At 69.7% G+C, this 14789-nt stretch carries 15 protein-coding genes; 12 read left to right on the top strand and 3 right to left on the bottom strand.

The window, feature by feature from the left end; translation table 11 throughout:
* Positions 1-212: 212 nt before the first annotated feature.
* From ABVN73_RS20420 to rpmB, 5 genes are all read left to right on the top strand, one after another.
* Positions 213-2003 (top strand): ABC transporter ATP-binding protein/permease, encoded by a 1791-nt coding sequence (locus ABVN73_RS20420; RefSeq protein WP_172428699.1) that lies wholly within the window; start codon positions 213-215, stop codon positions 2001-2003.
* A gap of 42 nt (positions 2004-2045) precedes the next feature.
* A complete protein-coding gene (locus ABVN73_RS20415; protein ID WP_353860049.1) occupies positions 2046-2603 on the top strand; it encodes a biliverdin-producing heme oxygenase in 558 nt (185 codons plus the stop codon).
* 68 nt (positions 2604-2671) lie between these two features.
* Entirely contained in the window at positions 2672-3676 is a 1005-nt protein-coding gene (gene meaB, locus ABVN73_RS20410; protein ID WP_353860048.1) for a methylmalonyl Co-A mutase-associated GTPase MeaB, read from the top strand.
* 196 nt (positions 3677-3872) lie between these two features.
* On the top strand, positions 3873-4697 hold the full coding sequence (locus tag ABVN73_RS20405) for a phasin family protein (protein WP_353860047.1): 825 nt from the start codon (positions 3873-3875) through the stop codon (positions 4695-4697).
* Between the two features lie 164 nt (positions 4698-4861).
* Entirely contained in the window at positions 4862-5164 is a 303-nt protein-coding gene (gene rpmB / locus ABVN73_RS20400; protein ID WP_149471876.1) for a 50S ribosomal protein L28, read from the top strand.
* A gap of 196 nt (positions 5165-5360) precedes the next feature.
* On the opposite strand, the gene ABVN73_RS20395 is transcribed toward rpmB, so the two are convergent.
* Both ABVN73_RS20395 and ABVN73_RS20390 read right to left on the bottom strand, forming a co-directional pair.
* Positions 5361-6134, bottom strand: a complete 774-nt coding sequence (locus ABVN73_RS20395; protein ID WP_353860046.1) for a hypothetical protein — start codon at positions 6132-6134, stop codon at positions 5361-5363.
* Positions 6135-6220: 86 nt separating this feature from the next.
* Entirely contained in the window at positions 6221-6781 is a 561-nt protein-coding gene (locus tag ABVN73_RS20390) for a RecX family transcriptional regulator (RefSeq protein WP_103040682.1), read from the bottom strand.
* 80 nt (positions 6782-6861) lie between these two features.
* On the opposite strand from ABVN73_RS20390, the gene ABVN73_RS20385 reads away from it, so the two are divergent.
* The 5 genes from ABVN73_RS20385 to ABVN73_RS20365 all read left to right on the top strand — a co-directional run bounded on the left by ABVN73_RS20385 (position 6862) and on the right by ABVN73_RS20365 (position 11627).
* The gene (locus ABVN73_RS20385; RefSeq protein ID WP_035678066.1) at positions 6862-7665 is read left to right on the top strand and encodes an ABC transporter permease; all 804 of its coding nucleotides are present in this window, start codon (positions 6862-6864) and stop codon (positions 7663-7665) included.
* A gap of 150 nt (positions 7666-7815) precedes the next feature.
* The gene (locus tag ABVN73_RS20380; RefSeq protein WP_353860045.1) at positions 7816-8970 is read left to right on the top strand and encodes an aspartate aminotransferase family protein; all 1155 of its coding nucleotides are present in this window, start codon (positions 7816-7818) and stop codon (positions 8968-8970) included.
* Entirely contained in the window at positions 8970-9884 is a 915-nt protein-coding gene (gene argF, locus ABVN73_RS20375; RefSeq protein ID WP_353860044.1) for an ornithine carbamoyltransferase, read from the top strand. The genes ABVN73_RS20380 and argF overlap by 1 nt, the downstream gene beginning before the upstream one ends.
* Before the next feature lie 113 nt (positions 9885-9997).
* A complete protein-coding gene (locus ABVN73_RS20370; protein WP_353860043.1) occupies positions 9998-10945 on the top strand; it encodes an Hsp33 family molecular chaperone in 948 nt (315 codons plus the stop codon).
* A gap of 94 nt (positions 10946-11039) precedes the next feature.
* The gene (locus ABVN73_RS20365; RefSeq protein ID WP_353860042.1) at positions 11040-11627 is read left to right on the top strand and encodes a hypothetical protein; all 588 of its coding nucleotides are present in this window, start codon (positions 11040-11042) and stop codon (positions 11625-11627) included.
* A 214-nt stretch (positions 11628-11841) separates the two neighbouring features.
* Here ABVN73_RS20365 and ahcY read toward each other — a convergent pair whose 3' ends face one another.
* Positions 11842-13146 (bottom strand): adenosylhomocysteinase, encoded by a 1305-nt coding sequence (ahcY, locus tag ABVN73_RS20360; protein WP_353860041.1) that lies wholly within the window; start codon positions 13144-13146, stop codon positions 11842-11844.
* A 232-nt stretch (positions 13147-13378) separates the two neighbouring features.
* On the opposite strand from ahcY, the gene ABVN73_RS20355 reads away from it, so the two are divergent.
* Together ABVN73_RS20355 and ABVN73_RS20350 are read left to right on the top strand one after the other, a co-directional pair.
* On the top strand, positions 13379-14137 hold the full coding sequence (locus ABVN73_RS20355; RefSeq protein WP_353860040.1) for a phosphatase PAP2 family protein: 759 nt from the start codon (positions 13379-13381) through the stop codon (positions 14135-14137).
* A 53-nt stretch (positions 14138-14190) separates the two neighbouring features.
* Positions 14191-14784, top strand: a complete 594-nt coding sequence (locus ABVN73_RS20350; protein WP_353860039.1) for a hypothetical protein — start codon at positions 14191-14193, stop codon at positions 14782-14784.
* Positions 14785-14789 lie beyond the last annotated feature (5 nt).

Here is a 14789-nt window from a genome sequence, read left to right as displayed (position 1 = left end):
ACCGATTCCCGCAAACCGTGTGAAAATCCTCCGGCGGACCGCCATGCAACCGGCGCACGGCCCGTCTTCCTTGGTTGGCGGCGCTCGCCGCCCTAGTTTAGGGCAGCCGCTTTTGGCAACCGACCCATTTCCCGGACTTCTCCATGCGCCGCCGCACCAGCAACCCCAGCCCGGCCCCCACCTACGCGGAGGCCGCGTCCAGCACCGGCGACATGGCGGCGCTGCGCTCGCTCGTGCCCTATCTGTGGCCGCGGGATTCCTTCGAGACGAAGCTGCGCGTGGTGGTGGCGCTGGTCCTGCTGGTCGGCGCCAAGGTGGCGAACGTCTGGGTGCCGATCTTCTACAAGCGGGCGGTCGACGCCCTGTCGCCGGGCGACGCCGGGGCGCTGGTGACGATCCCGCTGGGGCTGATCGTTGCCTATGGTCTGGCGCGGGTGATGTCGCTGGTCTTCGCCGAGCTGCGCGACGCGGTGTTCGCCAACGTCGCCCAGCGCACGATCCGCAAGGTCGCCCTGTCGGTCTTCCAGCATCTGCACGCCCTGTCGCTGCGCTTCCATCTGGAGCGGCAGACCGGCGGCCTGACCCGTTCGCTGGAGCGCGGCACCCGCGCCATCGAGACGCTGCTGCGCTACGCCCTGTTCTCCATCGTGCCGACGCTGGTGGAGATCACGCTGGTCTGCGTGATCCTGTGGCGGATGTTCGACGGCTGGTTCGCGCTGGCGACCTTCGCCACGGTGGGCAGCTACATCGCCTACACCTTCTTCGTGTCGGAATGGCGCATCCAGTTCCGCCGCGCCATGAACGAGACCGACAACAAGGCCAACACCAAGGCGGTGGACAGCCTGCTGAACTACGAGACCGTCAAGTATTTCGGCAACGAGGGGCACGAGGCCCGGCGCTACGACCAGGCGCTGGCCTCCTACGAGCAGGCGGCGGTGAAGAGCCAGCGCAGCCTGTCGCTGCTGAACATCGGCCAGTCGGCGATCATCTCGCTGGGGCTGGCGGTGGTCATGGGCATGGCGGCGCGCGGCATCGTCAACGGCACGATGACGCTGGGCGACTTCGTGCTGGTGAACACCTATTTGCTCCAGCTCTACCAGCCGCTGAACTTCTTCGGGGTGGTGTACCGCGAGATCAAGCAGGCGCTGATCGACGTGGAGTCGATGGTGACTCTGCTGTCGGTGGACCGCGAGGTCGCCGACCGGCCGGGCGCGCCGCCGCTGGCCATCACGGGGGGCGAGTTGCGCTTCGACGGGGTGGAGTTCGGCTACGACCCGCGGCGCCCGATCCTCAAGGGGGTGAGCTTCACCGTGCCCGCCGGGCGGACGGTGGCCATCGTGGGGCCGTCCGGGGCGGGCAAATCGACCATCGGGCGGCTGCTGTTCCGCTTCTACGACGTGTCGGGCGGCGGCATCCTGATCGACGGGCAGGACATCCGGGAGGTGACCCAGCAATCGCTGCGCGGCGCCATCGGCATCGTCCCGCAGGACACGGTGCTGTTCAACGACACGGTCTACTACAACATCGCCTACGGCCGTCCCGGCGCCAGCCCGGCGGAGGTCGAGCAGGCGGCCCGGCTGGCCCACATCCACAATTTCATCATGGCGTTGCCCGACGGTTACGAGACCACGGTGGGGGAGCGCGGGCTGAAGCTGTCCGGCGGCGAGAAGCAGCGCGTCGCCATTGCCCGCACCATCCTGAAGAACCCGGCGATCCTGCTGTTCGACGAGGCGACCTCGGCGCTCGACACCCACACCGAGCGGGAGATCCAGGCCAACCTGCGGGAGGTCAGCCGGGGCCGCACCACGCTGGTCATCGCGCACCGCCTGTCCACCGTGATCGACGCCGACGAGATCCTGGTGATGGAGGCCGGGCGTGTGATCGAACGGGGGCGGCACATGGAATTGCTGTCGCGCGGCGGCGCCTATGCCGCATTGTGGGCGCGGCAGCAGGAATCCTCGCAGGGGCCGGAGCCGGTTCCCGAAGTCCTCGCCCCCACCTGAGCCCTTTCCCACCCGATCCAACCGACACGACGGAGCATTTCCTTGGGACCCGTACGGCAGGCGTTGCGCGAGGCGACCCGCGACATCCATGAACGGCTCGACCGGGCGGCGGTCCTGCGCCCGCTGACCAGCCCGGCGATCACCGTGGAGGAGTACCGCGACGCCCTGATCGCCCTGCACGGCTTCAACGCCCCCATCGAGCGGGCGCTGGGCGAGGGGGCCGAGCGGCTGGACCTGCTGCGCGCCGATCTGGCCGACCTGGGGGTGGACGCGGACGCCCTGCCGGTGGCCGGGGCGCTGCCGGCGCTGGACGGCGTGCCGGCCCGGCTGGCCGCGCGCTACGTGCTCGACGGCTCCGCCCATGGCGGCCGGGCGATGCTGCCCAACGTCACCCGCGCGCTGGGCTTCGACGCGGCGCGCGGCGCGCGTTTCCTGGCGTCGGCCGGGATCGACATGGCCGGCCGGTGGAAGGCGCTGCTCGCCCGGCTGGAAAGCGATCTGGAGGCACCCGAGTCGGCGCAGGACGCCTGCGCCACGGCGGTCGCCCTGTTCGCCGCGCTGGAAGTCTGGTTGGACGGTCTGGTTCCGAAGCCGGCGTGACGCCCGTCGAAGCCGGTGGATCGACGCGGGGGCTTCACCGCGCCCGCGGCGCCCGCTAGGGTCCTGCCATGACGACCGATCCCGCCCCCGCCCTCAACACCCCCGCCGCGCTCGCCGACGCGGTGCTGCGGGGTGACCGCCGCGCGCTCGCCCGCGCCATCACGCTGATCGAATCGACCCGGCGCGACCACCGCGCCCAGGCCGACGCCCTGCTGGAGACGCTGCTGCCCCACACCGGCAACTCGGTGCGGGTGGGCATTTCCGGCGTGCCGGGGGTGGGCAAGTCGACCTTCATCGAGGCGTTCGGGCAGCACGTCATCGCGCGGGGGCACAAGGTGGCGGTGCTGGCCATCGACCCGTCGTCGCAGCGCACCGGCGGCTCCATCCTGGGCGACAAGACCCGCATGGTGGACCTGTCGCGCGAACCGAACGCCTTCATCCGTCCCTCGCCGGCCGGCGCCACGCTGGGCGGCGTGGCGCGCCGCACGCGCGAGGCCATGCTGATCTGCGAGGCGGCGGGCTTCGACGTGATCGTGGTGGAGACGGTGGGCGTCGGCCAGTCGGAGACGGCGGTGGCCGACATGGTGGACCTGTTCATGCTGCTGCTTCTGCCCGCCGGGGGCGACGAGCTTCAGGGCATCAAGAAGGGCATCGTCGAGCTGGCCGACCTCGTGGTGGTCAACAAGGCGGACGGCGACCTCGCCAACACGGCGCGTCATACCGTCGCGGACTATCGCCACGCCCTGACCCTGCTGCGCCACGGCGACTGGCGCGTGCCGGTGCTGAGCTGCTCGGCCATCACCCGGGCCGGCATCGATTCGGTGTGGGACACCATCGGGGAGCACAAGGCGGTCACCGAGGCGTCCGGAGTCCGCGCCACGCGCCGCGCCGAGCAGGCCCGCGCCTGGCTGTGGAGCGAGATCCGCGAGACGCTGGTGGACGCCTTCAAGGCGCATCCCGCCGTGCGCGCCGACCTGCCGGCGCTGGAAGCGCGGGTCACCGGCGGCGCCGTCACCCCCACCGCCGCTGCACGCGTTCTGCTTGAAAAGTTCCTCGGGCGCCCGGTGGAGTAGGTCCTTTCGGGTATGCTGCACCGCAACATTTCCGTTGCGCCGCGATTCTCCCGTGCATAAGGTGGCATGGGCGGGAAAGGAGCGTCTTCGCGGCGCTTGGGCGAGAGGTTTGCCCGCAGTCTCCTGGGGTATGAGCCGGAGTTGACTTGTCCGACACCGCCTCCGCGTCGAGTCGTCAACGGGAGACCTTAAGGACATGGCCGCCAACTTTCTGGATCTTTTCGAGCGCTTCAATCCCCTGGCTTTGAGCCCCCTGGCTCTGGCGCCGCTGGGCAAGGCGAACGCCGAGACCTACGCCGCCCGCACCACCCGCGTCGCCGGCGTGATGCAGGACGGCTGCCGCCGCCTGCTCGACGGCGTGACCGCCGGCATCGGCGAGACGACCCAGCTCGCCGGTGAGTTCGCCAAGGTGCGCAGCCCGGCGGACCTCGTCGCCGTGCAGCGCGAATGGGCGTCCGTCGCCCAGGCCCGAGTCGTCAACCAGGTGCAGACCGTCCTCGACGTCTCCTCCAAGATCGCCGCCGAGCTGGGCGTCAGCCCGGTGGCCCTGGCCCCGGCCGCCCCGGCGCCCAAGGCCGCTCCGGTCGCCGTGGCGGCTCCGAAGGTCGAGGCGCCCAAGGTCGAAGAGAAGAAGGCCGAGGTGAAGGCGGAAGCGAAGGCCGAGCCGGCTCCCGCTCCGGCGCCGAAGAAGGCACCGGCGGCCCGCAAGGCTGCTCCGGCCAAGGCCGCCGCTCCCAAGGCTGCCCCGAAGGCCGAGGCGCCCGCTCCGAAGGCGGAGCCGGTGAAGGCTGAAACTCCGAAGGTCGAGGCGACTTCCGCCCCCGCTCTCAAGGCGGAGGCCCCGAAGGCCGACGTGAAGGCCGAAGTGAAGGCCGACGTGAAGGCAGCCCCGAAGGTTGAGGAGAAGAAGGCGGACGTGAAGGCTGAGGCTCCGAAGGTCGAAGCCCCCAAGGCCGAGGCCGCCAAGGCGGACGCGCCGAAGCCGGAGGCCCCGAAGGCCGCCGCTCCCGCCGCCGAGTGATTCCACCGGATCGCGGTCCCCGCCGGCCCGGGGACCGTCGATCGGCGCGCGCCCGTCTCTTCCTTCCTTGACGGGCGCGCGCTTGTTCGACTATAACGCCGCCTCCTTCGGGCGGAATGCTGCCCGGGACCGGGTTTCATTTGCTAAAATAAAGGATCAGTCCGATGGCACGTCGGTGCTCCGTGACCGGTAAGGGCACGCAGTTTGGCAACAACGTCAGCCACGCCAACAACAAGACCCGCCGCCGTTTCCAGCCGAACCTGCAGGAAACCGCGCTGCTGAGCGACGCTCTGGGTCAGATGGTGCGCCTGCGTATCTCCACCAACGCGATCCGTTCGATCGAGCACAAGGGCGGCCTCGACGCCTTCCTGCTCGACGCGAAGGACGAGGTCCTCAGCCTGGACGCGCGCCGCCTGAAGCGCCGCATCGCCAAGGCGCAGGACAAGCAGCAGGCCGCCGCGGCCTGAGGCTGACCGCCTGGAGGCGCCGGAGCGCATCCAGGCGATTCTGGTGACGTCACCGCGGGGCAGCAAACTCCGCGGTCGGGTGTCAAGCCCCACACCAGGACGACTCCGACTCTCGGTTGCACCGAACCCCGGTTGAGAGTGCCGCGCGCATTGCCGAAAGGCTTTGCGCGCGTTTTGTCGTTTCCGGACAACGACTTTAAAACGACCGCTGCACGCCCAGCAGCAGCCGGTAGCGGGGCGAATCGGGACCGAACCCGACGCCGACCCCGGCTCCCACGGCGAGGTTCTCGCCGACGAGATGCCGGATGCCGACCTCCACGAAGTTGTCGGCCTTGCCGCGCTCCTGGGATTGCTCGCGCACCACGTCGAAGGCCACAGCGGTGGCGGGACCGACCGGGGCGTTCATCCCGGCGGCCATGATGAAGCGGTTGTCGCGCTCGCCCGGCTCCGGATCGAAGAGGTGGCGCCAGGACAGGTTGGCGTGCAGGCGCGGTGCGGCGGCGGCGGTGCCGAGCGGCTGGGTCAGGCGCCCGGTGATCCCGGCCTCCGTCGTCTTGCTCCCCGATCCGTAGGGAATGCTGACCACCGGCTCCACCGACAGGCCCAGCCGGCCCTGCGACGGTTCGCGGATGTTGTATTCGGCGGACAGCTTGACGTCGCCCTGCTGCGCGTCGTCGGCGTTGCCGACGCGGTAGCCGGGATTGACCTTCAGCGCCAGACCGTTGGCGACGCCGACCTGGAGTTCCGGGTCGAAGGTCAGGCGGTTGCGTCCGCCGTCCCCCTTCAGCCGGTCGAAGAAGGCGCGGACCTTGACGTCGACGCTGCCCTTCTCGATGGCGGCGGCGTCCTCGACGGTGATGGGCAGCTCCGACGACAGCGCCATGCGCTCGTCGTCCTGCGCGCGGGCCGTCCCGGCAAGGGCTAGCAGCCCGGCGGCGAGGGTGAGGCCCGCGAGGGCGGCGTGGCGCATGTCTGTTTCCCCGAACCGGTGGCGTTCCCGAAGGCGTTTGCCGAACAACAGCCGGGCGGGGCGAACGGGCCGCGGCGGGGACGGGGTTACTCCACCGAGTCGGGGTCTTCGGCGTCCACCACCCGCCGGGCGATGTCGTAGGCGAAGCCGGCGCGGCCCAGCGCCGCCAGATCCTTGTCGCGGAACTCCGCGCGCTTTTCGGGCAGGCGGTAGGGGCCGAGCCGGCGGCGGCGGGCCAGCGCCAGGGCGGCGGTTAGGTTCAGGTCGCCCTCCACCTCTTCGTCCAGCGACTCCAGCGCGCGGTCGGCCTCGTCGCGGCCGATTCCCTTGGCGGACAGCTTCTCGCGGATGGCGCGGGTCGACGTGCCGCGGCGGTGCAGGCTGGCCGCGCGCATCTCCGCGTAGGCCGTGTCGTTGAGCAGGCCGCTGCGCAGGTAGCGGGCGATCAGGTCCTCGACCCAGCGCGCGCCCTCCGCCGGGTCGGTGCCGTGGGCCTGGGCGGAGCGGTCGACCTTGCGCATCAGCACGCGGCGCAGGCTGGCCGAGGAGCTGGCGAAGCGCTGGAGATAGTGCAGGGCCGCGTTCTCCAGATACTGGGCGGTGACGCGGCGCGGCGGCTTGCGGGCCGGCGGCTGGTCGCGGGTCATGGCTGTCTCCCGTCCGGGGGCGGTTGCCGGAACGTGCGGCGCGCCCTAAAGTCCGGTCCAATCCTGTGAATCGTGGTGCGATGACTCATCCTCTCCCTCCCATGCCCCGCCAGGTCGGCGCCGTCAACTGGGTCGGCCTGTGGACCCTCTACGCGCGCGAGGTGCGCCGGTTCCTGAAGGTGCACCAGCAGACCGTCTGGGCGCCCGTGGTCACGACCCTGCTGTTCTACGCCGTCTTCGCGCTGGCCCTGGGCGGCGCGGTGCGGATGATCGGCACGGTGCCCTATCTGGAGTTCCTGGCCCCCGGCCTGATCATGATGGCGATGGCCCAGAACGCCTTCGCCAACACCTCCTCCTCCGTGGTGATCGCGAAGGTCCAGGGCAACATCGTCGACATCCTGATGCCGCCGATGGCCCCGCTGGAACTGGCCTTCGGCTTCGTCATGGGCGGGGTGACGCGCGGCTTGCTGGTCGGGCTGGTCACCGGTCTGGCGATCTGGGCCTTCGTCCCGGTGCGCATCGCCCACCCGGAGTTCGTCATCTTCCACGCCCTGATGGCCTCGATGCTGCTGTCGCTGCTCGGTCTGGTCGGCGGCATCTGGTCGGAGAAGTTCGACAACATCGCGGCGGTGACCAACTTCGTGGTGACGCCGCTGTCCTTCCTGTCCGGCACCTTCTATTCGGTGGAGACGCTGCCGCCGGTCTTCTGGTGGATCGCCCATTTCGATCCGTTCTTCTACATGATCGACGGATTCCGCTACGGCTTCATCGGGCGGTCGGACGGCACGCTGGGGATCGGGATTCTCGTCATGCTGGCGGTCAACGGCGGCCTGTGGTGGCTGGCCTGGCGCATGCTGAAGACGGGCTACAAGCTGAAGGCGTAAATCCGCCGGAATTCGGCCGAATTCAGCCGGTCGGCGTAGCCAATCCGTTGACAGGCTGAAGTGACATCTTGATATTCGACGGTTCCCGGCGGGCGAGGGTGTCCGCCGGGCTTTCCTCATTCGGAGGTTTTCGCTGTGATTCCGGTCGTCATGCCCACATATGCCCGCGCCGACATCGTGTTCGAGCGCGGCGAAGGTCCGTATCTGTACGCGACCGACGGGCGACGATTCCTCGACTTCGCCGCCGGTGTGGCGGTGAACGTCCTCGGCCACGCGAATCCCTATCTGGTCGAGGCGCTGACCGCCCAGGCCCACAAGCTGTGGCACACCTCCAACCTGTTCCGGGTCGCCGGGCAGGAGAGCCTCGCCAAGCGGCTGACCGACGCCACCTTCGCCGACACCGTGTTCTTCACGAACTCGGGCGCCGAGGCGTGGGAGTGCGGCGCCAAGCTGATCCGCAAGTACCACTATGAAAAGGGCGACAAGGCCCGCACCCGCATCATCACCTTCGAGCAGGCCTTCCACGGCCGCACGCTGGCGGCGGTGTCGGCGGCCCAGCAGGAGAAGCTGATCAAGGGTTTCGGCCCGCTGCTCGACGGCTTCGACCTCGTGCCCTTCGGCGACCTGGAGGCGGTGCGCAACGCCATCACCGACCGCACCGCGGCCATCTGCCTGGAGCCGATCCAGGGCGAGGGCGGCATCCGCGCCGGCTCGGTCGAGTTCCTGCGCGGCCTGCGCGCGCTGTGCGACCAGCACGGGCTGCTGCTGTTCCTGGACGAGATCCAGTGCGGCATGGGCCGCACCGGCAAGCTGTTCGCCCATGAGTGGGCCGGCATCACGCCGGATGTCATGGCGGTGGCCAAGGGCATCGGCGGCGGCTTCCCGCTGGGCGCCTGCCTCGCCACCGAGAAGGCGGCGTCGGGCATGACCGCCGGCACCCACGGCTCGACCTACGGCGGCAACCCGCTGGCCACCGCCGTCGGCAACGCCGTGCTGGACAAGGTGCTGGAGCCCGGCTTCCTCGACCATGTGCAGCGCATCGGCGGCCTGCTTCAGGACCGGCTGGCCGGGCTGGTGGCCGAAAACCCGTCGGTCTTCACGGGCGTGCGCGGCAAGGGGCTGATGCTCGGCCTCGCCTGCGGCCCGGCGGTCGGCGACGTGGTTGCTGCGCTGCGCGCCAACGGCCTGCTGTCCGTTCCGGCGGGCGACAACGTCGTGCGCCTGCTGCCGCCGCTGAACATCGGCGAGGCCGAGGTGGAGGAGGCCGTGGCCATCCTCGCCAAGACCGCCAAGGAGCTGGTGTGATGTCCGCCGTCCGTCATTTCCTCGACATCGACCGGCTGGACAAGGCGACCCTGCGCCAGATCCTCGCCATGGCCGCGACCATCAAGAAGGACATCCCGGCCTACCGCTCGCTGTTCGCGGGCCGTACACTGGCGATGATCTTCGAGAAGCCGTCCACCCGCACCCGCGTCTCCTTCGAGGTGGGCATGCGCCAGCTCGGCGGCGACGTGGTGGTGCTGAAGCCCGACGACATGCAGCTCGGCCGCGGCGAGACCATCGGCGACACCGCCCGCGTGCTGTCGCGCTACGTGGACGCGGTGATGGTCCGCACCATGGGCGAGGAGCGCGTGCACGAGCTGGCCGAGTTCGCCTCGGTGCCGATCATCAACGGCCTGACCGACCAGTCGCACCCCTGCCAGATCATGGCCGACGTGATGACCTTCGAGGAGCATCGCGGCCCCATCGAGGGGCGCACGGTGGCCTGGATCGGCGACGTCAACAACGTGGCGGTGAGCTGGGTCCATGTCGCGGTGCGCCTGGGCGTGGAGATCCGCCTCGGCTGCCCGGAGATCTACGGCCCGGCGCCGGAACTGCTGGACTGGGTGAAGCGCGAGGGCGGGCGGATCACCGTCACCACCTCGCCGGAGGAGGCCGTGCGCGGCGCCGACTGCGTGGTCACCGACGCCTGGGCCTCCATGCACAACACCGACGTGGACGAGCGGGCGGCGATCCTGAGCCCTTATCAGGTCAACGAGGCGCTGATGGATCTGGCCGCCCCCGACGCCCTGTTCATGCACTGCCTGCCCGCCCACCGCGGGGAGGAGGTGACCGACGGGGTGATCGACGGCCGGCACTCGGTCGTCTGGGACGAGGCGGAAAATCGCCTGCACGCCCAGAAGGCCATACTGGCATGGTGCCTCGGCGCCACTATTTAAGAGCACTTGTGGGGCTAAGAGCCCTTGGAATTGGAGCCATGGCCCGGCGCCGCCCCCCGCGATGAGCGGGCTGGTGGCGCCGGGCCATGGCCTGTCGTAACTTCGAGGACATCATGGACGATCCTTCCGTCCACCCGATCGCCGACGATCTCGTTCTGCCCTTCCAGATCGAGGCGTCGCGCCTGCGCGGCCGCATGGTGAAGCTGGGCCCCGCGCTGGACGAAATCCTGACCCGCCACGCCTATCCGGAGCCGGTCGCCCGCTTCCTGGCCGAGACGATGACGCTCGCCATGCTGCTGTCCAGCATGCTGAAGTACGACGGCATCTTCACGCTCCAGACCAAGGGCGACGGTCCGGTCCGGCTGATGGTGGCGGACATCACCTCGGTCGGCGACATCCGCGCCTACGCCCAGTTCGACGAGGAGGCGCTGGCCAAGGCCGGCGACGACGTGACGATCGCCCCGGCGCCGGCCCTGCTCGGCAAGGGCCACATCGCCTTCACCGTGGACCAGGGGCCGAACACCGAGCGCTACCAGGGCATCGTCGAGCTGTACGGCAAGACGCTGGCCGACTGCGTGCAGCACTATTTCCGCCAGTCGGAGCAGATCGACACGGGCCTGACCGTGTCGGTGGACCAGGAGACCCTGCCGGACGGCGGCAAGGGCGCCTGGCGGGCCGGCGGCATCATGATCCAGCGCCTGCCGCAGGACGCCACGGAGAAGGTGCTCGGCTCCGGCGACGAGGACGCGTGGCGCCGCGCCATGGTCCTGCTGTCCAGCACCACCGGCGACGAGCTTCTCGACCCGGAACTGCCGGCCCGCGACCTGCTGTTCCGCCTGTTCCACGAGGACGGCGTTCGGGTGTGGCAGCCCAAGGCCCTGCGCTTCGGCTGCCGCTGCTCGCGCGAGCGGGTGTCGGACATGCTGTCCCGCCTGCCGCGCGACGAGGTGCAGAGCCTGAAGATCGACGACGGGCGCGTCGAGGTGGTCTGCCAGTTCTGCTCCACCGCCTACCACTTCGACGACGCGGACCTCGACCGGGTCTACGGGACGGCGAAGTAAGGGGCTCCAGGTTCCGGATGCGCTCATGAGGCGGCGCGGCTATAGTGCCGCGCCGTTTTTCGTTCTATCGACGTCCTGTCCAACCGGAGCGATCATGCCCACCCGCCGTTTCGTTCTCGCCGCCGCTCTCGCCACCGTGGCCCTGTCGGCCTGCCAGAGCACGCCGCCGCGTCCGGCGCCCCGGCCCATCGACTACTCCAACTTCGGCCCGATCGTCCTGAGCGCGGGCGGCGTCGACGTGGTGGACGCCCACCGGCCGGCCGGCACCGCCGTCGACCAGCGCATCCCCCTGCCGCCCGCCGAGGCGGTGCGCCGCTGGGCCAACGAGCGGCTGCAGGCCGCGGGCGGGCCGGGCCGCGTCCGCGTCACCATCCGCGACGCCAGCATCGTCGAGGTCCAGCTTCCCAAGACCGGCGGGGTGAAGGGCTACTTCACCAACGATCAGGCCCAGCGCTACGACGGGCGGATCGAGGTGGAGGTCAACGGCGAGCTGCCCGGCGAATCGACCTTCCGCGGCATGACCAAGGCGACGGTGACGCACTCCACCACGGTGCCGGAGAACATCTCGGTGGCCGACCGCGAGGCGACCCTGCAGGACCTCGTCCGCCGCATGATGGACGACCTGAACGCCCGGCTGGACGCCGGCATCCGCAAGGATCTGGCGCCGATGGTGCGGCGGTAGGGTTCGGCGGTAGGGAAGGTCTTGCCCCTTCCCTAGCCCTCCCCCGCTTCGCAGGGGAGGGGACTGGATTTCCTTCTCCTGCGTCAGCGGGGGAGGGAAGGGGCCCGCGGCGAAGCCGTGGGAAGGGTGGGGGCAACCGCCTTCAACACCCCCCAAACGCAAAAAGGGCCGCCCCGTGGGGCGGCCCTTTCCGTTCCGATCCGTCCGGACCCGCTTAGTAGCGGTAGTGGTCCGGCTTGAACGGGCCTTCGACCTTCACGCCGATGTACTCGGCCTGCTTGGCCGACAGCGTGGTCAGCTTGGCGCCGATCTTGTCCAGATGCAGGCGGGCGACCTTCTCGTCCAGGTGCTTCGGCAGGACGTAGACCTTGTTCTCGTAGCTGGCGGCGTTGGTCCACAGCTCGATCTGGGCCAGCACCTGGTTGGTGAAGCTGGCGCTCATCACGAAGCTCGGGTGGCCCGTGGCGCAGCCCAGGTTCACGAGACGGCCCTGGGCCAGGACGATCAGGCGCTTGCCATCGGGGAAGACGACCTCGTCAACCTGCGGCTTGACCTCTTCCCACTTGTAGTTGCGAAGGGCCTCGATCTGGATCTCGCTGTCGAAGTGGCCGATGTTGCAGACGATGGCGCGGTCCTTCATGGCGCGCATGTGGTCCAGCGTGATCACATCGACGTTGCCGGTCGCAGTGACGAAGATGTCGCCCTGCGGCGCGGCCTCGTCCATGGTCACGACCTGATAGCCTTCCATGGCGGCCTGGAGCGCGGTGATCGGGTCGATCTCCGTCACCAGAACGCGCGCGCCCTGCGAGCGCAGCGAGGCGGCCGAGCCCTTGCCCACGTCGCCGTAGCCGGCGACCACGGCGACCTTGCCGGCCACCATCACGTCGGTGGCGCGCTTGATGCCGTCGACCAGCGACTCGCGGCAGCCGTAGAGGTTGTCGAACTTCGACTTGGTGACGCTGTCGTTCACGTTGATGGCCGGAACCTTCAGCGTGCCCTTCTTCATCATCTCATAGAGACGGTGGACGCCGGTGGTGGTCTCCTCCGACAGGCCGCGGACCTCGGCCAGCATCTCCGGATACTTGTCGTGCATGATCTGGGTGACGTCGCCGCCGTCGTCCAGGATCATGTTCGGGGTCCAACCATCGGGACCACGAAGGGTCTGCTCGATGCACCACCAGAACTCCTCCTCCGTCTCGCCCTTCCAGGCGAAGACCGGGATCCCGGCGGCGGCGATGGCGGCGGCGGCCTGGTCCTGGGTCGAGAAGATGTTGCACGACGACCAGCGGACGGTCGCGCCGAGCGCGGTCAGCGTCTCGATCAGCACGGCGGTCTGGATGGTCATGTGCAGGCAGCCGACGATGCGGGCGCCGGCCAGCGGCTTGGACTCGCCGAACTCCGCGCGCAGCGCCATCAGGCCGGGCATCTCGGTCTCGGCGATGGTGATTTCCTTGCGGCCCCACTCGGCGAGGCTGATGTCCTTGACCTTGTAGTCGGTGAAGTTGGCGGGCGCGGCCATCGGGGAGTCTCCTGGGGGGCTGTTTGCGGTACAGCAATGAAAAGGGGCGGGCGCACCGGCCCGCTGTGGCGCTGGTGTAGCAGCGCATTCGGAACCCCGCAAGCATAAAGATATCTTTATGTTTGTGGACCGAATGCCAGGGGCCGGGCGCCCGGCCGCAGCCGTTCCGGCCCGGCGGACCTTTTTCCTGCGGGCCGGCGTTCCCATAACCGGTCTGTGACGGACGGGAGGCATGGGACGGGCGATGGCGCTGGCAGGATTGAGGGCACCCGGCTTCTGGACGAGGCTCGGCCGGCACGAGTTGAGGCTTCTCGTCGGGATGGCGGTCAGCGCCGGGCTGATCCTGGCCTTCGCCCTGCTGGCCGGCGAGGTGATCGAGGGCGAGACGGCGGCCTTCGACCGCGCGGTGCTGATGGCGCTGCGGGTGGCCGGCGACCCGGCGATGCCGCTGGGGCCGCCCTGGCTTCACAACGCGGCGCGCGACGTCACGGCGCTGGGCAGCATCACCGTCCTGTCGCTGATCACCGCGGTGACGGTGGGTTTCCTTCTGCTCCAGGGGAAGCGCGGGGCGTCGCTCCTGGTGCTGCTGTCGGTCGGCGGCGGCATGGCGATCAGCGGCCTGCTGAAGAACCAGATCGGGCGGGAGCGGCCGGACATCGTCCCCCACGGCGACATCGTCTTCACCGCCAGCTTTCCCAGCGGCCATTCGCTGCTGTCGGCGGTCGTGTTCCTGACCCTGGGCGCCATGCTGGCCCGCTTCGTCGAGGGGAGGCGGCAGAAGGCCTATGTGCTCGTCGTCGCGATGGCGGTGACGCTGCTGGTCGGGTGCAGCCGCGTCTATCTGGGCGTCCATTGGCCGACCGACGTCCTGGCGGGCTGGTGCGTCGGCGCGGGCTGGGCCACGCTGTGCTGGCTGGTCGCCCTGTGGCTGCAAAGACGCGGTGCCGTCGAACCGGAGGATGAAGCCGGACCGGTGCCGGATCGCACTTGACCCCGCCGGGCCTCAGCCGATATTTCGGGTGATCCCGCCGATCAACCCACAGCATGTCGATGCCCGAAGGCACTTTGGACCGTGAAACCCTGCAAGCCGTCGGCGTGCTGAAGCGCGCCGTGGACGAGGCGCGGGTGCCGGGCGTGCTGGAGTTCCGGTTGCTCTCCAGCGCGCTGGACCGCACGCTGGAAACGGAAGACCTGCATGAACTGAACGAGGCCAAGCGCGTTTACGAGACGCTGGACGGCGAATGCCGGACGCTGGTCGTGGAGCGCGCCACCTCGCTGGCCCACGCCGAGGCCGCCGAGCGGCGGGCTCCGGCCGGAGAGGCGGAGGCCGGAGACGAGCCTGAGGCCGACGTCGTTCCCGTCGCCGCGGGGAAGCCGCAGCCCCCGGCATCATCGCCGGTGGAGGCGCCTCCGGGGTTGCGGGGCGGCAGGGCCATGCGCCCGGCCACCGGCTTCCTGGCGGCGCTGAACGGCGTGCGTTCCGCCGCGCGGAGCCAGCCACCGGGCGAGACGGCGGCGGTGTCTTCCGACAGCCGCGCCACCGCGAAGTCCCGGCTGATGGCGGCGGTGGAGGAGCGGCGCGAGAGCGACCACGGCGCGCGGTTCCATTCCGGTGGTCCGGTGCCGGACCGCGACTGACTGAG

The organism is Azospirillum formosense (genome assembly GCF_040500525.1).
GTDB classification, from domain to species: Bacteria; Pseudomonadota; Alphaproteobacteria; order Azospirillales; family Azospirillaceae; genus Azospirillum; species Azospirillum formosense_A.
This window is presented reverse-complemented; position numbering and strand designations above follow the sequence as displayed.

Excerpts from the sequence above, each read along its gene's own strand:
- ABVN73_RS20380 (WP_353860045.1), top strand. The coding sequence starts at position 7,816 with ATGCCCACATATGCCCGCGCCGACATCGTGTTCGAGCGCGGCGAAGGT.
- argF (WP_353860044.1), top strand. The coding sequence starts at position 8,970 with ATGTCCGCCGTCCGTCATTTCCTCGACATCGACCGGCTGGACAAGGCG.
- ABVN73_RS20370 (WP_353860043.1), top strand. The coding sequence starts at position 9,998 with ATGGACGATCCTTCCGTCCACCCGATCGCCGACGATCTCGTTCTGCCC.
- rpmB (WP_149471876.1), top strand. The coding sequence starts at position 4,862 with ATGGCACGTCGGTGCTCCGTGACCGGTAAGGGCACGCAGTTTGGCAAC.
- ABVN73_RS20350 (WP_353860039.1), top strand. The coding sequence starts at position 14,191 with ATGTCGATGCCCGAAGGCACTTTGGACCGTGAAACCCTGCAAGCCGTC.
- meaB (WP_353860048.1), top strand. The coding sequence starts at position 2,672 with ATGACGACCGATCCCGCCCCCGCCCTCAACACCCCCGCCGCGCTCGCC.
- ABVN73_RS20355 (WP_353860040.1), top strand. The coding sequence starts at position 13,379 with ATGGGACGGGCGATGGCGCTGGCAGGATTGAGGGCACCCGGCTTCTGG.
- ABVN73_RS20405 (WP_353860047.1), top strand. The coding sequence starts at position 3,873 with ATGGCCGCCAACTTTCTGGATCTTTTCGAGCGCTTCAATCCCCTGGCT.
- ABVN73_RS20390 (WP_103040682.1), bottom strand. The coding sequence starts at position 6,781 with ATGACCCGCGACCAGCCGCCGGCCCGCAAGCCGCCGCGCCGCGTCACC.
- ABVN73_RS20365 (WP_353860042.1), top strand. The coding sequence starts at position 11,040 with ATGCCCACCCGCCGTTTCGTTCTCGCCGCCGCTCTCGCCACCGTGGCC.
- ABVN73_RS20395 (WP_353860046.1), bottom strand. The coding sequence starts at position 6,134 with ATGCGCCACGCCGCCCTCGCGGGCCTCACCCTCGCCGCCGGGCTGCTA.
- ABVN73_RS20385 (WP_035678066.1), top strand. The coding sequence starts at position 6,862 with ATGACTCATCCTCTCCCTCCCATGCCCCGCCAGGTCGGCGCCGTCAAC.
- ahcY (WP_353860041.1), bottom strand. The coding sequence starts at position 13,146 with ATGGCCGCGCCCGCCAACTTCACCGACTACAAGGTCAAGGACATCAGC.
- ABVN73_RS20420 (WP_172428699.1), top strand. The coding sequence starts at position 213 with ATGGCGGCGCTGCGCTCGCTCGTGCCCTATCTGTGGCCGCGGGATTCC.